Genomic DNA, 19,731 nt, shown 5'->3' with positions numbered 1-19,731 from the left:
ACCGCCCCAGCTCAGTCGTCTTTCGCAGCATCTTAGACTCCTCAGGACCTTCTGTTGAATAAACAAACCAGGCAGACTGCTGTCGCCGTTGATCGGGCATCATGCCAAGATGGAAGTCTCCAGGTCATACGGCTCCAGGGAGAGAGTTATGGGCGAGGACTCAGTGACCGAGTACGGTGGTGGTCTTGTCGATGTGCAGGATCTCGACCTGCGCGCGCTCGACGGGATCGGCGAGTCCGTGCTCGCCGCGGCTTTGCGGCGGGTACTCGAGACGGACTCCGGTCCGGTCGCCGGGTTCCAATCCGCGATGTAAGGACGGCTTATTGGGTGAACCGCCGGGATGATCTGTGAACAACGGGGACTGGAACCGACTTGTCAGGCAGCTCGGTCGGGGTGATTGCACGCCGCTTCTCGGGGCCGGTGCGTGTTTCGGCCGCCTTCCGAATGGCAGGCAGCTGAGCCGGCATTTCGCCGACCTGTATGACTACCCGTTCGCCGACCGCGACAATCTCGCCCGAGTGACGCAATATGCCGCGTCCGTCGGTGAACAGGATTCGGTAGATCTCAAACACGAGATCTGTACGTACCTGAAGCAGTACGTCGCCAAGCCCGAGGCGGCGCCGGATCCGCATGAGATCTTAGCCGAATTCCCCATAAGTACATTTCTCACCACGAACTATGACAACTTCATGCTGCAGGCGCTGAACCGTGCACAAGGCGGGCAGAAGTCCCCCCGCGCCAGCACCTCCACCTGGTGGGACGGCAACGCCGACGAGCCGCGGATCCTCGACCCCACTCCTGACGAGCCGCTCGTCTACCACTTACACGGCAGCTGGGACGACCCCGCCTCGCTCGTCCTGACCGAGGACGACTACCTGAACTACCTGGTCAACATGGTCGACTGGCAGGCCTCGCAGAGCAGGCGGCCGCTGCCCACCTGCGTGCTCGGCGCGATGACGGCCAGCCCACTCCTCTTCGTCGGCTACAGCCTGCAGGACTGGAACTTCCGGGTGCTGTTCCACGGCCTGATCCGGGCCATCCCGCCCAACATGAAGCGACGGCACGTGAGCGTCCAGCTCATGCCCGACCTCGACGGGAAGGTTCCCGATGCCCAGGCCAAGGCCCAGCACTACATGGAGCGCTACCTCGACGGCTGGAACATCTCGATCTTCATAGGCACCACCGAGGACTTCTTCAGGGAGCTTCTCGACAGAATGTGAGGTCCTGGCCATGACCGTCAGCGGTGCGCACACCCACCCCTATGTCGGGCTGCGCCCCTACAACCGCGACGAGAGCGAGCTGTTCCGCGGCCGTGACGACGAGGCCAGGGAGATCGCCACGCTCTGGCAGGCCGTGGGGCTGACGGTCCTGTACGGCGCCTCGGGGGTGGGCAAGACCTCGCTGCTGAACGCGGGCGTGCTGCCCCGGCTCGACCCCGGGCGGGTCGACCTGCTGCCGATCGCGCGGATCGCGCCGCGGATGCGCGTCCCGACCGGGCGCGGCAACCCGTACGTCATGGCGCTGCTGACCGCGTGGGCCCCCGAGCGCGACGAGCGCGACCTCGCGAAACTGACGCTCGCGGAGTTCCTCGAAGGACGCCCCGAGCGCACGGACGAGTACGACGACCCGGTGCCCGTCCTGGCCGCGATCGACCAGGCGGAAGAGATGTTCCAGACCGTCCCGGCCAGGGAGAAGGAGCGGCGCGACTTCCTCGACCAGCTCGCCACCGCGGTGCGGCAGCACACCGGGCTGCACCTGCTGCTGTCGATGCGCGAGGAGTACCTGTTCATGATCCTGCCCTACGAGCGGCCGTTCGGGCAGGGCGCGCGGACCAGGTTCCACCTGCAGCCGCTCAGCCGCGACGCGGCCCTGGAGGCCGTCACCGAGCCGTTGGAGCACACCGAGCGCACGATCAGCCACGAGGCCGCCGAGCTGATCGTCGACGGGCTGCGGACCGTCGTGGTCTCCGACGAGGCCGGGGTCAGCTCGAAGATCGAGCTCGACACCGTGGAGCCGGTGCAGCTCCAGGTGGTCTGCTCCGCGCTCTGGGAGTCGCTGCCGCCGGAGGTCCACGAGATCACCGTCGACCACGCCCGCCAGTACTCCGACATCGAGGAGGCGCTGTCCGGGTTCTGCAGGCGCGCGATCGACGACGTGGCCGAGGAGTTCGCGATGTCGTCCGTGGAGATCCAGTTCTGGCTGCGGAACACGTTCATCACCGAGCACGGCACCCGCAACACCGTCTACGAGGGGCTCGAGCTGACGCAGGGCATGCCGAACGCGGTGGCCCGCGCGTTGGAGGACCGGCGTGTCCTGCGCGGCGAACATCGGCTGGGCATCCGGTGGTACGAGCTGGCGCACGACCGGTTGATCAGCCCCGTCAGGCGCTCCGAGTCGCCCGCCGTCTACCTGCGCGAGGCCAGGGCGGCGCTGGCCAGGCGGGCCTGGGACTCCGCGCAGCGGCTGGCCGACGAGGCGGTACGGGCCTCCGCGTACGGCGACGAGTGGGTGCGCGCCGAGGCGGCCGAGGTCTTCGCCGAGGTGGCCACCGCCCAGGGCGACGTGGAGGCGGCGCTGCTCCACTGCACCCAGGCGGCCGACCTGTACGCCAAGTGGCGGCGCTTCGATGGGGTGGCCAGGGTGCTCACCATGGAGGGGCAGCTGTGGCTGTCGCAGGGCGACCACAGCATGGCGATCCGGCGCATCAGCGCCGCGCTCAGCTGGGCGCCGAACGACATGACCGCCCAGCTCGCGCTGGCCGAGGCGCTGCGCAGGTCGGGCACGCCGCGGGCGGCGGCCGCCGTGGTCAGAGGAGTGGCCGAAAGGCTCCCGGCCCACCTGCTGAGACAGGCCAGGGAGCTGCTTCTGGAGACCGATTAGCGGGTCTATGCTTGGGCCGTCACGAGTCTCAACGTGGAGGCTGTTCCGTGGTGCCTGAGTGGCCATCGACCCTCGACGTCGATGCTTTGCTCGCCGGGGGTTGGCAGCCGACCCCGCTGAGACAGTTCGTTCTGAAGGTCCACAGCCGCTGTGATCTCGCCTGCTCGTACTGCTACGTGTACGAGATGGCCGACCAGAGCTGGCGGTCGCGTCCCAAGCGGATGGCCCGCGCCACGGCCGAGGCCACCGCCGCCCGGATCGCCGAGCACGCGCGCACCCACGGCCTCCCGGGCGTCCAGGTCGTCCTGCACGGCGGTGAGCCGCTGCTGGCCGGGGCCGGCGAGCTGGGCGCGATCGTGGAACTGATCAGGTCCGCCGTCGCCGTCCCCGTCGACTTCGTGGTGCAGACCAACGCGACCCTGCTCGACGACGCGTTCCTGCGGCTGTTCGCCCGGCTCGGCGTCGGCGTGGGCGTCAGCCTCGACGGCGCGCGCGACGCGCACGACCGGGCCAGGCGCACCGCCGACGGGCGCGGCAGCTACGCGAAGGTCGCCGCGGCGCTCGAACGGCTCACCGCGCCCGCCTACCGGCACCTGTTCCGCGGCCTGCTCTGCACCGTCGACCTGCGCAACGACCCGCTGGAGACCTACGAGGCGCTGCTCGCCTTCGCCCCGCCGACCGTCGACTTCCTGCTCCCGCACGGCAACTGGGCGGCCCCGCCGCCGGGGCGCGAGGCGGGGGCGGAGGGCACCCCGTACGCCGACTGGCTGATCGCGATCTTCGACCGCTGGTACGCCACCGACCCGAGGCCCGCCGGAGTCCGGCTGTTCGACGAGATCATCCACCTGCTGCTGGGCGGCAGCTCCGCCAGCGAGCAGGTCGGCCTGTCGCCGGTCGCCATGGCGGTGATCGAGACCGACGGCGAGATCGAGCAGTCCGACATCCTGAAGTCGGCCTTCGACGGCGCCGGCCGCACCGGGCTGCACGTCACGCACGACAGCTTCGATGAGCTGCTTCACCTTCCGTCGACCGCCGCTCGGCAAATCGGCCCGCTCGCGCTGGCCCCGACGTGTACGGTATGCCCTGTCGGCATGATCTGTGGTGGGGGCCAGTACGCGCACCGGTACCGCCCCGCGACCGGGTTCCGCAACCCATCGGTCTACTGCCCTGACCTGCTGCGCCTGATCAGGCACATCGGCAGCGCCGTCCAGGCCGATCTGGCGGTCCGAGTGAAGGAGCCGGGCATGAACCTGACCGAGCACCGCGTCCCGGCGGACGTGTTCGCCGCGCTCGCCACGGGCGGCGGAGGGGCGCAGGCGGTGGAGCGGCTGGTCGCCGCGGAACGCAGCAAGCACCTGCTGCTCGTCAGGGGCGTGCTCGACGCCGCCCACCGGGCCGGCCATCCGCGCTGGGCCGAGGTGCGCCGCGCCTACGACCTGCTGGCCACGATCGAGTCCCGGCACCCGGAGGCCGTCGACACCGTCGTCCGCCACCCGTCGGTCGGGGCCTGGGCCCGCCACGCGGTGCGCACGCTGGAAGCGCCGGAGCAGCTGGCGGCGCTGGCCGCGGCGGCGGCCATCCGCGCGGGTTTCACCTGCGAGGTGGACGTGCCGGCCGCCGACGGCGTGATCACGCTGCCCTCGCTGGGGCAGATCACGCTGCCCGCCACGGTCTCGACGGCCACCGTCCACTGCTCGGGCGACGCCGTCGAGGTCAGTGCGAACGGGATCTTCCTGCAGGTCGGCGACGTTCTGGCGAGCGAGCTGCCGGGGTGGCAGGGGCTGCGGTCGCTGACGGCCGAGGCGGGCGGGCTGCGCTTCGGGGTGCTCATCGACGACCTCGACCCACACCGCATGCCCGGCTCGGCCAACCTGCGCGGGCGGCTCACCCGCGAGGAGGCCGACGTCTGGCAGGGCCTCCTCGACGAGGCGTGGGGCATGCTGGTCGCCAACCACAGCACGGTCGCGCAGGAGGTGGCCGCCGCCATCAGGGTGCTCACGCCGCTGGCCGCGCCGCCGCAGGGGCTGTCGAGCGCCACCTCGCGCGAGACGTTCGGCTGCATCGCGCTGTCCACGCCGCCCGACGCGCACGAGATGGCGGTCACGCTCGCGCACGAGACCCAGCACGCCAAGCTGTCGGCGCTGCTCGACATCGTCCCGCTGACCAGGCCCGACGACGGCTCCCGCTACTACGCGCCGTGGCGCGACGACCCGCGTCCGGTGCCCGGCCTGCTCCAGGGCGCCTACGCCTATCTCGGCGTCACCGACTTCTGGCGCCGGCAGCGGCGCCACGAGGACGGCGCCGCGCTGATCAGGGCGTCCAGCGAGTTCACCCGCTGGCGGCAGGCCGCCCGCATGGTCAGCGGCACCATCCTGCGCAGCGGCGGCCTGACGGAGCCGGGGGAGGTGTTCGTCGGGCGGATGATCGAGCAGCTCGACTCCTGGGCGGGCGAGCCGGTCCCCGACGAGGCGACGGCCATGGCCAGGCAGGCGGCGGAGCGTCACCACGCGCTCTGGCAGGCCCGCAACAACAGGAGCGCGGCCGACCTGTCCTGACCGGGGCGCCGACTAGAGATCATGTTTAGTCAGGGCCGAGCCGGGCCAGCCGGTTCCGCACGCCGTTGAAGTGCGCGTAAACGGCTTTTATCGCGGCCGTCCGATCACCCGCTGTGACGGCGTCGAGGATGTCGCGGTGCCGCCTGGCCACGTCGGCCGGTGACTCGTCGGGTGCGCCGAGGTGGTCGCGCAACTGGTCGAAGACGTCCCAGAAGGCGCCGAGGAGCTGGCTGACCAGAGGGTTGCCGACGGGGCGGTAGAGCAGGTCGTGGAAGAGCCGGTCGATCTCGGGGGAGACCTGGCCGAGCTGTGCCTCGGCCTCCATGCGGGCGATCACCTCGGCCGCCGGTGACAGGTCCGCCTCGTCGCCGAGGTCGATGAGGCGCTGGACGAGGCTGCTCTCCAGGAGCTCGCGGATCTCGGTGAGGTGCGCGAGGTGGTTCACGCCGCCCTGCAGGGTGATGCGGCTGTGGAAGGCCAGCTCGTCCACCAGTCCTGCGAGCGACATCCGTCCGACGAACATGCCGAAGCCGTGGCGGATGTCGACGATGCCGACGGCCTGCAGCGCCTTCAGCGCCTCTCTGACCGAGTTGCGGCTGATGCCCAGCTCTTCCATCAGCTCCGACTCGGTGGGCAGCGGGTCGCCTGCCACCAACCCGCGCCGAAGGATGAGCTCCTTGACGCCCTCCTGGGCCTCGACGGCTCGGCTGGGCCGAGGGCGCGGGGCAGTGCTCATGAATGATCCCTCTCTGGTAAGCACTTGTGTAACATTCCGGAAATCTCCTGTTGACCACAAGCGCCTATGGCCTCTAGCGTCCACGTTACGCAAAAGATAGGACATGGGATGTCCCACGTTCTACCCCCTGGGAGGCATCCGTGAGCCCTGAGTTCAGCCGCCGCGACTTCCTGCGCTACAGCGGAGCGACGGGTGCGGCCGCGATGATCGCGGCCACTCTGTCCGCCTGCTCGGGCGGGCCGGCCTCGACCGGCTCGGTCGGGGCAGGATCGAACAAAGACCTCATCACCGCCGTCATCGGCTACGGCAACGACCAGAGCTGGGACCCGACGCAGACCGCCTCGGCCTTCGCGATGGCCGGCATCCAGCACATCTACGAGGGGCTGCTCGACACCGACCCCATCACCCGCGAGCCCTACCCCGCGCTGGCCACCGCGCTGCCCGCCGACCCGAACGCCACCTCGTGGAAGTTCACCCTGCGCGAGGGCGCCAAGTGGCACGACGGCCAGCCGGTCACCGCCGACGACGTCGTCTTCACCTTCGAGCGCATCCTCGACACGCAGGCCAACGTGCTCACCGGCAACTTCTTCAAGTCGTGGCTGCAGGAGGTCAAGAAGGTCGACGACCGCAACGTCGAGCTGGTCTTCAAGTTCCCCTTCCCGGACGCGGCCCCCAGGCTGACCATCGCCAAGATCATGCCCAAGCACGTGTTCAGCCAGCCCGGCGCCTGGGACCAGGCCAAGACCGGCAAGGCCGTCGGCTCGGGCCCGTACAAGCAGACGGCGCACAACCCCAAGTCGAACACCACCTTCGAGGCGTTCGACGGCTACAACGGCCCGCGCAAGCCCGTCGTCAAGAAGATGAACTGGCTGACCATCGTGGACGCCGCGGCCCGCGTCGCCAAGATCTCCGGCGGCTCCGCCGAGGCGCAGATCGCCGACAACATCCCCTACGCCAACGTGGAGCAGCTCAAGCAGCAGGGGTTGAGCGTCGAGGGCGGCAAGGGCATGAACCACATGTTCCTGATGTTCAACACCAGCACCAAGCCGTTCGACGACATCCGCGTCAGGCAGGCCCTGCACTACGCGATCGACACCAAGAAGATGATCGAGGTGGCGCTCAAGGGTCACGGCACCGCCTCCAGCTCCTTCCTCAACGAGGGGCACCCCGACCACAAGCGCGCCTCGGTCGTCTACGACTACGACCCGGAAAAGGCCAAGGCGCTGCTCAAAGAGGCGGGCGTGACCAACCTGACGATCAACCTGATGGCCGTCAACGTGAGCTGGGTGGCCGACTGCCTGCCGACCATCGCCGCCTCCTGGGAGGCCATCGGCGTCAAGACCACGCTGGAGCCGCAGGACACGGCCGCGCTGTTCGCCAAGATGGACCAGATGCAGGACTACCAGGCCGTAGTCGCAGCCTCCAACCCCAACCAGTTCGGCATGGACGCCGACCTGATCATGCGCTACAACTTCGTCCCCGGCGGCCTGTGGATGAAGTACAGCCACTGGGACGGCACCAAGGACGCCGAACAGCTCTTCACCATGATGGACGAGGCCACCAAGGAAGCGGACAAGGCCAAGAAGAGCGAGCTCGTCCACAAGTACATCGACCTCATCGCCGAGAAGGCGGTGATGTACCCGGTCGTCCACACCGAGCTGATGACCGCCTGGGATCCGAAGAAGCTGTCGGGCGTCCGCGCGCAGCCGTACCCGGGCATCAACCTGCTCCAGGCCCAGAGAACCCAGTAGGTCATGGTCCTGATCGCCAGAATGCTGCTCCGGCGGGTCCTCATCCTGGTCCCGCTGGTGCTCGGGGTCGTCGCGTTCGTGTTCATCGTGATGCGCTTCTCCAACAGCAAGCCGGAGTACGCCTACTTCCAGGGCGCCAACCCGACCCCCGAGCAGATCCACCAGTTCCAGGTGGAGAACGGCCTGCTGGACCCGCTGCCCCTGCGCTACGTCCGCTTCGTCGCGGACCTGGCGCGGGGCGACATGGGCACCAGCGTGCTCACCAAGAAGCCGGTGATCGAGTCGGTGACGACCGCGCTGCCGCTCACCCTCCAGCTCACCCTCCTCGGCCTGGTCGTGGCGGTGGTGCTGGCGCTGGTCTTCGGCGTCACCGCGGCGCTGTTCCGCGACCGCTGGCCCGACCAGGTGATCAGAGTGGTCTCCCTGGTCGGGGTGGCCGCACCGGCGTTCTGGCTGGCGCTGCTGATGATCCAGTGGCTGGCGGTGGGCCAGGGCCTGTTCCCGACCGGCGGCTACATCAACCCGGCCGACTCGACCTCCGGCTGGCTGCGCTCGATGACGCTGCCCGCCCTGTCGCTGTCGCTGCCGGTGGCGGCCCAGCTCACCCGCATCGTCCGCACCTCGATGGTGGAGGAGCTGGACCGTGACTACGTGCGCACCGCGATCGGCAGCGGCCTGCCGCCCGTCGTGGTCGTCGGACGCAACGTGCTGCGCAACGCGCTGGTCAACCCGCTGACCGTGCTCGGCCTGCGCATCGGCTACCTGCTCGGCGGCGCGGTCGTCATCGAGCAGATCTACAGCCTGCCCGGCATGGGCCAGCTCATGATCAACGCGGTGCGTGACGGCGACCCCGCGGTGGTGCAGGGCGTGGTGCTGACGGTCGCGGTCGGCTTCATCATCGTCAACCTCGTGGTCGACATCCTCTACCTGCTGGTCAACCCCCGGCTCAGGAGCGCCGCCTGATGAGACGCAGACTGACGGAACGCCTTTCCAGGCCGGGCATCGGCTTCAGGAGGCTGCGCCCGCTGTCATGGCTGGCCGTGGGCATCCTCGCGGTGGTCGTGCTGGCGGCGCTGTTCGCGCCGCTGATCGCGCCGCACTCGCCGTATTTCCAGGAGGTCACCGGCGGCGGCCCGTCCGCCTCGCACTGGATGGGCCTCGACAGCGCCAACCGCGACATCCTGTCCAGGCTGCTGTACGGCGCCCGCTGGTCGCTGCTCATCGGCCTCGGCGCGACCGGGCTGGCCCTGGTCGCGGGCGCGGTCGTCGGCGCGGTCGCCGCCACCTCCCGCAGGCCCGTGGACGAGGTCATCATGCGGGTGCTCGACGTGTTCATGGCCTTCCCCGGTATCGCGCTGGCCGCGGTGCTGGTGGCGGTGTTCGGCGGCAGCATCCCGGTGCTCGTGATGGCGATGGCCTTCCTCAACATGCCGCCCGTGGCCAGGGTCGTCCGCGCCAACGTGCTCGCCCAGTACGGCGAGGACTACGTCGCGGCCGAACGGATCATCGGCGCCCGCACCCCGTACATCCTGCTCAGGCACGTGGCCGCCAACTGCGCCGCGCCCGTGCTGGTGTTCTGCACCGTCATGGTGGCGGACGTGATCGTCTTCGAGGCGTCGCTGTCGTTCATCGGCGCCGGGGTGCGCCCGCCGAACCCGTCGTGGGGCAGCGTCATCGCCGACGGCAAGAACATGGTGCTGGTGGGCGGCTGGTGGGCCACCGTCTTCCCCGGCCTGCTCATCCTGATCACCGTGCTGGCGCTGAACATCCTGTCGGAGGGCATCTCCGACGCCTGGGCCGCCCCCGCCGCCCGCCGGGCGCCCGCCGCGAAGAAGGACGACGCGTTCGAGCAGGCCCGGCCGGGCTCCGGCGAGGTCGTCGAGCTGCCCGGCCTGGCCGAGGCCGCCGCCAGGCTGGCGGAACGGGCCCGCCCGCTGCCCTCGGGCCCGCCGATCCTCGCGGTGGAAAGGCTGCGGATCGGCTTCGCCGAGGGCGTGGACATCGTCGACGGCATCGCCTTCGAGGTACGTCCGGGCGAGGTGCTCGGGCTCGTGGGCGAGTCCGGCTGCGGCAAGTCGCTCACGGCGCTCACCATCATGGGCCTGCAGCCCCGTGGTGCCCGCGTCAGCGGCCACATCCGTTTCGACCAGAAAGAGCTGCTCTCCCTGCCGCGCCGGGCCCGCCGCCGCCTGCTCGGCCACGAGATGGCGATGATCTACCAGGACGCGCTGTCGTCCCTGAACCCCGCCATGACCATCAAGGCCCAGCTCAAGCAGGTCACCCGGCGCGGCGGCCGGCGCTCGCCCGAGGAACTCCTCGAACTGGTGGGGCTCGACGCCGAACGCACCCTGTCGTCCTACCCGCACGAGCTGTCCGGCGGCCAGCGGCAGCGGGTGCTCATCGCGATGGCGCTGTCGCGCGACCCCAAGCTGATCGTCGCCGACGAGCCCACCACCGCGCTGGACGTGACCGTCCAGGCGCAGGTCATCGAGCTGCTGCTGCGGCTGCGCGAGGAACTGGGCTTCGCGCTCATCCTCGTCTCGCACGACCTCGCGCTGGTCGCGGACGTCACCGACCGGGTCGTGGTCATGTACGGCGGGCAGATCGTCGAGGCCGGGGTCACCGCCACCCTGGTCGGAGCCCCGGCCCACCACTACGCCCGCGGGCTGCTCGGCTCGGTGCTGTCGCTGGAGTCGGGGGCCGAGCGGCTCACCCAGATCCGCGGCGTGGTGCCGTCGCCCGCCGACTTCCCCGCCGGGTGCCGGTTCGCCGACCGCTGCCCGATGGCCACCGACCTCTGCCGGACCGACGCCCCGCCGCTGGAAGGCGACACGCACCGGCACGCCGTGGCCTGCCATCACCCGGCGGTCGCCCTCGTGGGAAGTGATCAACGTGCTTGAGCTGAAAGACGTGCACGTCGTGCACAAGGCGCGCTCGGGCGGGCTGTTCTCGCGCGACCGCGTCCACGCCCTGACCGCCGCCGACCTGGCCATCAGCCCCGGCGAGACGGTCGGGGTCGTGGGCGAGTCGGGGTGCGGCAAGTCCACCCTGGCCAAGGTGCTGGTCGGGCTGCAGCGGCCAACCTCGGGGACGGTGCTGTTCCGGGGCAAGGACCTGTGGGCGCTGTCGGAGCGGGAACGGCGCGAGCTGATCGGCTCCAGCGTCGGGATGGTGTTCCAGGACCCGTCCACCGCGTTGAACCGGCGGCTGCCGATCAGGCAGGTGCTGCGCGACCCGCTCACCGTCCACAGGTGGGGCACCGCCGAGCAGCGTGACGCCCGCGTGCGCGAACTGCTCGACCTCGTCGGCCTGCCCACCAGCGTCGCCGACCTGCTGCCCAGCCAGCTCTCCGGCGGCCAGCGCCAGCGCGTCGCCGTGGCCAGGGCGCTCGCGCTCGAACCCGCGCTGCTCATCGCCGACGAGCCGACCAGCGCCCTGGACGTGTCGGTGCGGGCGCAGATCCTCAACCTGCTGTTGGATCTGAAGGAGCGGCTCGGGCTGGCGCTGGTGTTCGTCTCCCACGACATCCAGACAGTGCGCCGGATGAGCGATCGGGTGGTGACCATGTACCTGGGCAGGATCGTCGAGCAGACACCCGCGCACGCAGTCCCGCACCAGGCCCGCCACCCCTACACGCGGGCGCTGTTCTCCGCCACGCCCGGCCTGATCTCGCCGATCAACCCGATCCCGCTCGTGGGCTCCGTGCCCTCGGCCACCAGGCCGCCGAGCGGCTGCCCGTTCCGTACCCGCTGCTGGCGCGCGGACGACGAGTGCGCGGCCGCCTGGCCTGCCGCCCAGACCACCGACGACCACCTCTTCCACTGCTACCACCCGGTGGCGGCGGGAGCGACCGACCTCGAACTGATCCAGGAGCGCGCATGACGTTGACCGGTGTGATCCCTCCGGTGTGCACCCCGATGACCCCCGACTACCAGGTGGACACCGCGTCACTCACCCGGCTGGTCGACCACCTGCTGGAAGGCGGCGTGGACGCGCTGTTCGTGCTCGGCTCGTCGTCGGAGGTCGCCTACCTGGCCGACACCCAGCGCCGGATCGTGCTCGACACCGTGGTGGGACATGTGGCCGGGCAGGTGCCGGTGCTCGCCGGGGTGATCGACATGACGACTCCCCGGGTGCTGGAACACGCCCGGGTGGCGGTGGCGGCGGGTGTGTCGGCCCTGGTGGCGACCGCGCCGTTCTACACCCGCACCCACCCCACCGAGATCGGCACGCATTTCCGGACCCTTGCCGCCGAGAGTGGACTGCCGGTCTACGCCTATGACCTGCCGGTGTCCGTCCACACCAAGCTGAGCGCCGACCTGCTGCTCGAACTGGCCGCCGACGGGGTGCTGGCAGGCGTGAAGGACTCCAGCGGCGACGACGGCGGCCTGCGCCAGGTCATCCTCGGCCGCCGGGCGCCGTTCAGCGTGCTCACCGGCTCGGAGGTGACCGTCGACTGCGCGCTGTGGATGGGCGCCGACGGTGTGGTGCCCGGACTGGGCAACGTCGACCCTCATGGGTACGTCAACCTGGTGAGATCGGCGCGGCAGGGCGACTGGGAGGCCGCCAGGGCGGAGCAGGAGCGCCTGGTCAGGCTCTTCGAGATCGTCCGGGTGGGGGGCGGTCGCATGGGCGGCAGCTCCTCCGGGCTCGGCGCCTTCAAGGCGGCCCTTCACCTGCGCGGCGTCATCGCCCACCCGACCACGGCCCTTCCGCAGGTGCCGCTGAACGCCGACGAGATCGCCGCCGTCGGCAAACACCTGGCCGCCGCCGGCCTGCTGTAACGCGAGCCCTCTGGGCGGGTCCGACGGTTGGCCCGCCCCGCCGCCCGCCGCGCCACCGTCTGCTGGAGCTGGTGAAGATAGAGGCTTTTTCGGTATAACCATTTGGGCGTTCCAGGCGTCCATATATGTATGAGAACGATGCGGATTGCCGTCCTGGTGATGGGTGGCCTGCTGCTGGCGGGCGGCGCCGCGCCCGCGCTGGCGCAGCAGACCCCGGAACGCTGCACGGCGAGTCGGCTCCAGGTACGACTGGACAGGGTGGACCCGGGGGCGGGCAACAGGTACGCGCCGCTCGTGTTCACCAACCAGTCCGGCGCGAGCTGCACGCTGTACGGCTACCCCGGCCTGGTCATGATCGACGGCAAGGGCGACGCGCTGCGCACCCGCGTCCGCAGGGAGGCCGAGGCGGAGCGGGGGCTGACGCTCAAGCCCGGGGCGAGCGCCCGCGCCACCCTGCACTGGACCGCCGTCGAGACCGGCGCCGAGAAGACCTGCCCGACCGCGACGCGCCTCCTGGTGATCCCCCCGGACGAGCGGTCGTACCTGGCGATCGGCTTCCCCGCGGGACGAGTCTGCGACGACGGCCGCCTCGACGTGACGCCGCTCTCCTAGAGAGTTCGCGGATCCTAAGGTGCGGTCAGGGTGAGGAACGGGATGGTCTGGATGGCCTTGAAGCCCCTGGGCGCTGCGAGGTCAGCGGCTTACGCCGTCCGCTGGGCGTTGGAGGAGGCGGAGGTCGGAGCGGCGGGGGAGGCTTTCCCAGTCGCCCTGCGAGGTGACCGCGAACGCGCCCGCCGCGCAGGCCGTGTCCAGGCGCTGCGCGGGGTCGGCTCCGGCGAGCCAGTCGGCGAGCCAGCCGGCCGCGAAGGCGTCCCCTGCGCCCACCGGGTCGACCTCCGTCACCTGGTACGGGCGCGCGCGGCGGGCCTGGCCGTCCGACAGTTCCAGGGCGCCCTCGGCGCCGAACTTGACCAGGACGTGGCGCGGCCCGTGCGCGGCGAGGGCCTCGGCCAGGTCGTCGGCGGTGCCCGCCGTGTCGGTGATCAGGCGGCCCTCCTGCTCGGTCGCGAAGAGCACGTCCACCTCGCCGATGGTGTCGCGCAGCCACGCGCCCGCCTCTTGCGGCGTCCACAGGGCCTTGCGGTAGTTGACGTCGAGCGACACGAGCACCCCGGCCGCCCGCGCCTCGGCGATCGCGTATCGGACGGCTTCGCGGGCGGAGCCGGACAGGGCGGGCGTGATCGCGGACACGTGCAGCACCCGGGCAGCCCTGATCAGGCCGGCGTCGAGGTCGTCGGGCGAGAGCCGGGAGCCGGCGCTGCCCTTGCGGTAGTAGCGGACGTCCACGAGGTCGGCCGTGCGCCTGCCCTTGATCATCAGCCCGGTCGGCGCGTCGGGGTCGGGGATGGCGCGCACGTCCACGCCCTCGCCCAGGAGCGCCGAGCGGATCAGGTCGCCGAACTCGTCGGCCCCCACCCGGCCGATCCAGGCGCAGCTGCCGCCGAGGCGGGCGACGCCGATGGCGACGTTGGACTCGGCGCCGCCGAGCCCCAGGTCGAAGTCGCGGGCGAAACGCATCGGCCCGGTACGGCGGGCGGCGAACAGCGCCATGGTCTCACCGAAGGTCACCAGCTCGGTCATCGGCTCGGGCTTCCCAGCTTTCTGGAGACGCGGGCCGCCGCGCCGGCCACGAGCGGCCCCAGTTCCCGCACCCGCGCGGCCGGAACCCGCGAGGTGAGGCCGGAGACCGAGATGGCGGCGACGACGGCGTCGTTGTGGTTGAAGATCGGCGCGCCGACGCAGCGCACCTCGGGTTCGTTCTCGCGGTCGTCGACCGCGTAGCCGCGCCGCCGGACGGCCGCCAGTTCGGCTCTGAACCGTCGCGGGTCGGTGATGGTGTGCCGGGTCAGCTCGGGCAGCCCGGCACTGATCACCTCTTCGACGTCCTCGTCCGGCTGCCAGGCCAGGATCGCCTTGCCGACCGCGGTGCAGTGGACGGGGCCGCGGCTGCCGATGCGTGAGGCCATGCGGACGTTCGTCTCGTTCTCCACCTTGTCGATGTAGACGACGTGCGGCGGGTCGTAGACGACCAGGTGGACGGTCTCGCGGACCTCGCTCATCAGCCGGTGCGACTCCTCGGCGGCGACCGCCCGCAGGTCGAGCGTGGCGAGGTAGGCCTGGCCGAGCTGGAGCGTGCCGTGGCCGAGCCGGTAGGCCCCGCTCTTCCTGTCGCGTTCGAGCAGCCTGGTCTCGACGAGCGGGACGGTCAGCCTGAGCACGGTGCTCTTGGACACCCCCACCGCCTCGGCGAGCTGGGTGAGCGTCAGCCCGCCCTCGTGTCCGGCGTGGTCGCGGACGTGTTCGAGCACGGTCAGGGCCCGGCGGAGCGAGGCGGACTGGTTGCGTTTGGACACGAGGGAAAAATACGGCCCGCGACGCGTGATGTCACATTCTGCAGCACATCATTGTGCACTGCACAACAGCCTCAGCTCCTGGACGGGTGGCCGAACACCGCTATCTCGTGCTTGTCGCGCGGGGCGAGGAACTCCAGCAGCCTCGTCCCCTCCTCGGCCACCGCGTCCAGGTCGGCGATCGGCTCCCACTGGTGGATGTTGAGGGTCGAGGTGCCCTTGGCGCGGGTCACGGTCCAGTCGCCCGCGGTGAAGCCGTCGACCAGGATGATCCGGGGCATCACGTTGGTGCCCATGAACCCCCGCAGCGCGGTGGCGCCGGTCTCGCTGATCACACGCGACCGGTCGGCGTGGGACAAGAAGAGGTTGTCGAAGTCATACATCAATCGGACGGGCGCCGAAATCTCGGCGGACGGGCGGGAAGCGTCGGGCAAGTCGTAGTGAGTCCGGCCGTCTTCGTCGCGGAAGCGGACCAGCTCCAGGCCCTCCACCACCTCGGCCAGCCGCGTCAGCCCCGACCAGGTCTGCACGTCCCGCACCGTGGCAGGGCCGAAGGCGGCCAGGTAGCGCACCACCAGCTCGGCCGCCGTCATCGGCGGCGCCTCGACGCCCAGCCACGACTCCGCGCTGGTGTGCGCCACGGGCCCGCTGCGCCCCCACAGGCCGCGGGGCGGCACCTGCACGAGCGACACCAGCCAGCGCACGCCCTGCCCCAGCGCGTGCGGATCGTGGGACGGCCAGTGCTCGCCGAGCGCCCGCCCCAGCTCCGCGAAGGTCATCGGACGTTCCTCCAGCAGCGACCGCCCGAGCGCGGCCAGCTCGTCCAGGTCGACGCCCTCCAGCCGCCTGCCGAAGGCACCTTTGGTGCTCCGCTCGGTGACCACCTGCAGCAGCGGCCGCATCGCCAGGCAGTCGCGCCCGCTCACCAGGTGAATCGTGGACCGCTGCAACGCCACGCGGACGACCTGCCGGTTCTCGAGCAGCTCCGAGGCGTCGGCGGCCTTGAAGCCCTCGATGCGGTTCCACAGCCCGGTGTACCAGGTGTGCGGGGTCTGCGCCTGCAACCCGGCCAGACGCTCGACGACGTCCAGGACGGGCAGGTCGGCACGGCGGAGCAGGAACTGCCGGTCGAGGGTGGCCCGGTTGAGGGCCCGGCGGGTGATGAGGGGGTCCATGGGTCAAAGGTAGGGGGTATTGCGGCCGACCTTTGGCCGCGATCGAATGGCCGCGATCGAATGGCTGCGATCGGGTGGCCGCGATCGGATGGCTTCGTCAGCACACCTTGCGGTAGCCGGTTTCGGGGATCAGGCGGTCCCATTCGTCCTGGCTCAGCGGGCCGCCCGCGCGGGCGCACACCTCCGCCGCCGCCAGGGACGGGTCCACCGGGCTCTCCCGCAGGGTGCCGTCGCGTTCGACCCCGCGCAGCCGGGTGCCGTCCTCGCTGAAGGCCAGCCCGGCGGTGTGCGGGCCGACCGGCACCTGGCCGACTTCGCGGAGCGTGGCGGTGTCCCAGAGCGCGATCCGCTCGCCGTCGACCGCCAGCGTGCGGCCGTCGGGGGAGAAGCGCAGCTCGCGCACCGGCTCGGAGCCCGCCGTGAACGAGCCGCGCCGGGTCTGCTCGGCGACGTTCCAGAGCTGGACGCCGCCGTCGGTCAGCCCGGACGCGAGCGTGCGGCCGTCGGGCGCGAAGGCGAGCGCGGTCGGCCCGGGGGCGTTCAGCGGGGTGGACGAGCCGGTGGCCAGGTCGAGCAGCTTGGCCCCGACCGCGAGGGTCCGGCCGTCGGGGCTGAACGCCATGGCCAGGTCCCCCATCCCTTCGTAGGACCTGATGCGGCGGGCGCGGGCGACGTCCCACGTCTCCAGTGTCCTGCCCCGAGCGGTCGCCAGCGTGCCGCCGTCGGGGGAGAGGGCGACGGCCGGGACGTCTCCGCCCGCGTCGATGACGGCCAGCCGCCTGCCGGTGGCGACGTCCCAGATGGTCACCGGATCGCCCGCGACCGCGACGAGCGTGCCCGTCCGGTTCATGGCCAGCTCGCCCGTCGCGGCGATGCGGCCGAGCGGCCGGCGGCGCACCGCGTCGGTGAGCCTGATCGCGCCGCCGACCTCGTCCGCGACCACCCGCCCGTCGGTGGAGAGCGCGGCGGCCCTGGTCTCTTCCTCCTGCCCGGTGGGCAGGCCGGTGGACGGGCTGGTGGGCAGGCCGGTGGACAGTTTCGAGACGTCGAGCGAGACGACGGAGCCGTGGCCGCTCAGGTACCGGAACGCCCGGCCGTCGGAGGAGAACGCGTAGCCGTGCGCGGGGTCGCGGAGCGGGAAGGTGCCGAGCAGCCGCTGATCGGCGACCTGCCACAGGCCGACGGTGCCGGCCGCGGGTACGGCCAGGAGGCGGCCGTCGGGGCTGAAGACCGGCGTGTCAGCCGGCCCCTTCGTGTCGATCCGCTTGACGGCTCCCTCGGTGACCGGCTCGGTGACCAGTGTGGTGCCGTCGCGACCCCCGATCGCCAGCACGCCGCCGTCGGAGGTGAAGGCCAGGGCCGGGGCGGCGGCGTCCTCGCCGGAAGGCGGCGCGACGCGTACGGTGCGGACCTTGGCGCGGGCGCGGACGTCCCACACCTCGACCCGCCCGGTCAGGTCCGAGGTCGCGGCCCTGCGACCGTCGCGGGACAGGGCGGCCCTGCTGTCGGTCACCTGGAACACCTGCCTGCCCGCCGCGTACAGGGTGGTCCTGTTGCCGCTGGTGAGGAGGAAGGCGGCATCGGTGGCGGGTTGCGCCGTCGTGACCGTCACCTGCCTGCCGTCCTGGGTCTCGGCGTGCTTGGCGTCGTCGCTGAGGGCCGTGGTGCCCTGCGGGAGGGGGCGGGTGGAGGTCTGGCGTCCGGTTCTGACGTCCCAGGTGGTGATCGTGCCGTCCACCCATCTGGTCAGGGTGTCGTCGGTGAGCCGGTAGTCGGCCTGCGGGGTCGCGGCGGAGTCGGTGAACACGCCCAGCTCCGGCTGGACCAGCGACGCCTGCAGCGCCGCCCTGGCCTCGAACACCGGTGAGAGCTTCCAGGCCGCCACGCTGAGGCGCATCGCGGCCTGCGGGTCCTTCGTGCGCAGGGCCTCCGCACGGGCCGCCACCAGGCGGGCGTTGGTCCGGGTGAGCTGGTCGCCCAGGTCTCCGTGCCCCCGGAAGGCGACCGCCGACATCGTGACCGCCACCGCGACCAGCGCCGCGATCAGGGCCACGACCGGGGCGCGGGCCGGGCGGCGGGCGACCAGGGCGGCGCCGGCGTCGAGGAAGTCGCGCTCCAGCGGGTCGAGCCGCAGGTGGCGGCGCCGGGTCGCGGCCCAGCCGACCGCCGTCTCCAGCGTGCGCCCCCGGTACAGCAGCGCCCTCTCTCGGCGGCGTGCCGTCCAGCGGCGCCCGAGCGCGCGCGGCGTCCAGCGCCGTGCGGGGGCGTGCGGTGCCGGGCCCAGATGGTCGGTGCGGTGGTCGGCGCGGTGGGCGGCCCAGCGGTGGGCGGCTTCGCGTAGTTCGCGGTACACGGCCAGGCCCTCGCGCTCGTCGGCGACCCAGCCGCGCAGCCGGGGCCAGGCGCGGAAGAGCGCGGCGCTGGCAGGGGCGATGCCGTCGTCGCTGACCGCCACCAGCTTGCCGATCTCCGTCTGCGTGGGCGCGACCCGTACGCTCCGCCGTACCAGCAGGCCGGCTTCGGTGAGGCGGGCGAGCACGCCGTGCTCGTCGTCGTGCGGGGTCTCGCCGCCGTACATGCGCAGCAGCAGGCCGGGCAGCTCTTCCTGCTGGCGTGGCGTGAGTGTCGCGTAGGCCGCCTCCGCCACCTCCCCGAGCGGGCGCGGACAGCAGAGCCCGTCGATCGGTAGGGCGGGAGCCGGAGAGATCTGTTGAGACAGGGCGTCGCTCGTGGGACGGTCCGCCGGGGCCTTGGCCAGGGCCTGGGCGACCAGGGGGCGGAGTGCGGGCGGCAGCGGGTCCAGGTCCGGTTCGGCGGTCAGGAGGCGGTGCATGAGGCCGCCCAGGCTCTCGCCGGTGAACGGGTCGCGGCCGGTCGCCGCGTACAGGACGACCGCGCCCCAGGCGAACACGTCGGCCGCGGGCCCCGGCTGCTGGCCCGTGAACACTTCGGGAGCGACGTAGGTGCGCGTGCCGTCGACGCTGCCCGTGGCGCCGCAGTCGACCACCTTGGCGCCGTCGGCGGCCAGCAGGACGTTCTCCGGTTTCAGGTCGCGGTGCGACAGGCCCGCTTCGTGCAGCGCGGCGAGCGCCGACGCCAGCGCGCCCGCCAGGGCGGTCAGTTCGTCCCCGGGGTACGGGCCGCGCCGCGCCACCGCGTGCCGCAGGTCGAACCCCTCGATGAACTCGCTCACGACGTACGGCACGCCCTCGTCGCGCCCGGACGCCAGCACCCGCGCCAGATGCGGGGACGTCACCCACCCGGCCGCCTCGGTGAGCGTGATCTCGCCGCGCGGCACCTTGACCGCGTACCGGTCGCCGTCGTCGTCGTAGGCCTCGTAGACGACGCTCCGGCCGCCCGCGCCGAGCCGACCGGCCAGCCAGTAGCCGCCAAGCTGCTCCGGATCTCCGGGCACCAGACGCGTCGTCACTGATGCTTA

The 19,731-nt window shown here is 71.4% G+C and carries 15 protein-coding genes; 10 read left to right on the top strand and 5 right to left on the bottom strand.

All coding sequences use genetic code 11. The features are described 5' to 3' along the window. Positions 1 to 148: 148 nt before the first annotated feature. The 4 genes from fxsA to ABZ297_RS23455 all read left to right on the top strand — a co-directional run bounded on the left by fxsA (position 149) and on the right by ABZ297_RS23455 (position 5,435). The gene (gene fxsA / locus ABZ297_RS23470; protein ID WP_350808563.1) at positions 149 to 313 is read left to right on the top strand and encodes an FxSxx-COOH cyclophane-containing RiPP peptide; all 165 of its coding nucleotides are present in this window, start codon (positions 149 to 151) and stop codon (positions 311 to 313) included. Positions 314 to 518: 205 nt separating this feature from the next. Then, entirely contained in the window at positions 519 to 1,220 is a 702-nt protein-coding gene (locus ABZ297_RS23465) for an SIR2 family protein (protein WP_355349860.1), read from the top strand. Between the two features lie 10 nt (positions 1,221 to 1,230). Further along, positions 1,231 to 2,880: a hypothetical protein gene (locus ABZ297_RS23460; RefSeq protein ID WP_355349857.1), complete on the top strand. Its 1,650-nt coding sequence runs from the start codon at positions 1,231 to 1,233 to the stop codon at positions 2,878 to 2,880. Positions 2,881 to 2,930: 50 nt separating this feature from the next. Continuing rightward, positions 2,931 to 5,435, top strand: coding sequence for an FxsB family cyclophane-forming radical SAM/SPASM peptide maturase (locus ABZ297_RS23455; RefSeq protein ID WP_355349854.1), 2,505 nt, complete (start codon positions 2,931 to 2,933; stop codon positions 5,433 to 5,435). Between the two features lie 25 nt (positions 5,436 to 5,460). Here the strand turns inward: ABZ297_RS23455 and ABZ297_RS23450 are convergent, their stop codons facing one another. After that, entirely contained in the window at positions 5,461 to 6,171 is a 711-nt protein-coding gene (locus ABZ297_RS23450) for a FadR/GntR family transcriptional regulator (protein ID WP_355349851.1), read from the bottom strand. Positions 6,172 to 6,311: 140 nt separating this feature from the next. Here ABZ297_RS23450 and ABZ297_RS23445 point away from each other — a divergent pair, with 140 nt between their 5' ends. From ABZ297_RS23445 to ABZ297_RS23420, 6 genes are all read left to right on the top strand, one after another. Beyond that, positions 6,312 to 7,922 carry an ABC transporter substrate-binding protein gene (locus ABZ297_RS23445; protein ID WP_355349848.1) on the top strand — a complete coding sequence of 537 codons (1,611 nt, stop codon included), beginning with the start codon at positions 6,312 to 6,314 and terminating at the stop codon, positions 7,920 to 7,922. Between the two features lie 3 nt (positions 7,923 to 7,925). After that, a complete protein-coding gene (locus ABZ297_RS23440; protein ID WP_355349845.1) occupies positions 7,926 to 8,885 on the top strand; it encodes an ABC transporter permease in 960 nt (319 codons plus the stop codon). Further along, a complete protein-coding gene (locus tag ABZ297_RS23435) occupies positions 8,885 to 10,822 on the top strand; it encodes a dipeptide/oligopeptide/nickel ABC transporter permease/ATP-binding protein (protein ID WP_355349842.1) in 1,938 nt (645 codons plus the stop codon). Before ABZ297_RS23440 ends, ABZ297_RS23435 begins: the two co-directional genes overlap by 1 nt. Continuing rightward, complete coding sequence (locus ABZ297_RS23430) at positions 10,815 to 11,804, top strand: ABC transporter ATP-binding protein (RefSeq protein WP_355349839.1); 990 nt, start codon at positions 10,815 to 10,817, stop codon at positions 11,802 to 11,804. Before ABZ297_RS23435 ends, ABZ297_RS23430 begins: the two co-directional genes overlap by 8 nt. Further along, complete coding sequence (locus ABZ297_RS23425) at positions 11,801 to 12,706, top strand: dihydrodipicolinate synthase family protein (protein ID WP_355349836.1); 906 nt, start codon at positions 11,801 to 11,803, stop codon at positions 12,704 to 12,706. Before ABZ297_RS23430 ends, ABZ297_RS23425 begins: the two co-directional genes overlap by 4 nt. 138 nt (positions 12,707 to 12,844) lie before the next feature. Next, a complete protein-coding gene (locus ABZ297_RS23420; RefSeq protein WP_355349833.1) occupies positions 12,845 to 13,318 on the top strand; it encodes a DUF4232 domain-containing protein in 474 nt (157 codons plus the stop codon). Between the two features lie 81 nt (positions 13,319 to 13,399). On the opposite strand, the gene ABZ297_RS23415 is transcribed toward ABZ297_RS23420, so the two are convergent. From ABZ297_RS23415 to ABZ297_RS23400, 4 genes are all read right to left on the bottom strand, one after another. Then, on the bottom strand, positions 13,400 to 14,347 hold the full coding sequence (locus ABZ297_RS23415; protein ID WP_355349830.1) for a sugar kinase: 948 nt from the start codon (positions 14,345 to 14,347) through the stop codon (positions 13,400 to 13,402). After that, the gene (locus tag ABZ297_RS23410; RefSeq protein WP_355349827.1) at positions 14,344 to 15,120 is read right to left on the bottom strand and encodes an IclR family transcriptional regulator; all 777 of its coding nucleotides are present in this window, start codon (positions 15,118 to 15,120) and stop codon (positions 14,344 to 14,346) included. Before ABZ297_RS23410 ends, ABZ297_RS23415 begins: the two co-directional genes overlap by 4 nt. Positions 15,121 to 15,191: 71 nt before the next feature. After that, on the bottom strand, positions 15,192 to 16,292 hold the full coding sequence (locus ABZ297_RS23405; protein ID WP_355349824.1) for a winged helix DNA-binding domain-containing protein: 1,101 nt from the start codon (positions 16,290 to 16,292) through the stop codon (positions 15,192 to 15,194). 97 nt (positions 16,293 to 16,389) lie between these two features. Further along, on the bottom strand, positions 16,390 to 19,722 hold the full coding sequence (locus ABZ297_RS23400) for a WD40 repeat domain-containing serine/threonine-protein kinase (protein WP_355349821.1): 3,333 nt from the start codon (positions 19,720 to 19,722) through the stop codon (positions 16,390 to 16,392). Positions 19,723 to 19,731: the final 9 nt, after the last annotated feature.

The organism is Nonomuraea sp. NPDC005983 (genome assembly GCF_040614375.1).
Classification (GTDB): Bacteria; Actinomycetota; Actinomycetes; order Streptosporangiales; family Streptosporangiaceae; genus Nonomuraea.
Note: the sequence above shows the minus strand (reverse complement) of the source record. Positions and strands in the feature narration are given on the sequence as shown.

Excerpts from the sequence above, each read along its gene's own strand:
- ABZ297_RS23440 (WP_355349845.1), top strand. The coding sequence starts at position 7,926 with ATGGTCCTGATCGCCAGAATGCTGCTCCGGCGGGTCCTCATCCTGGTC.
- ABZ297_RS23420 (WP_355349833.1), top strand. The coding sequence starts at position 12,845 with ATGCGGATTGCCGTCCTGGTGATGGGTGGCCTGCTGCTGGCGGGCGGC.
- ABZ297_RS23405 (WP_355349824.1), bottom strand. The coding sequence starts at position 16,292 with ATGGACCCCCTCATCACCCGCCGGGCCCTCAACCGGGCCACCCTCGAC.
- ABZ297_RS23425 (WP_355349836.1), top strand. The coding sequence starts at position 11,801 with ATGACGTTGACCGGTGTGATCCCTCCGGTGTGCACCCCGATGACCCCC.
- ABZ297_RS23435 (WP_355349842.1), top strand. The coding sequence starts at position 8,885 with ATGAGACGCAGACTGACGGAACGCCTTTCCAGGCCGGGCATCGGCTTC.
- ABZ297_RS23460 (WP_355349857.1), top strand. The coding sequence starts at position 1,231 with ATGACCGTCAGCGGTGCGCACACCCACCCCTATGTCGGGCTGCGCCCC.
- ABZ297_RS23450 (WP_355349851.1), bottom strand. The coding sequence starts at position 6,171 with ATGAGCACTGCCCCGCGCCCTCGGCCCAGCCGAGCCGTCGAGGCCCAG.
- fxsA (WP_350808563.1), top strand. The coding sequence starts at position 149 with ATGGGCGAGGACTCAGTGACCGAGTACGGTGGTGGTCTTGTCGATGTG.
- ABZ297_RS23415 (WP_355349830.1), bottom strand. The coding sequence starts at position 14,347 with ATGACCGAGCTGGTGACCTTCGGTGAGACCATGGCGCTGTTCGCCGCC.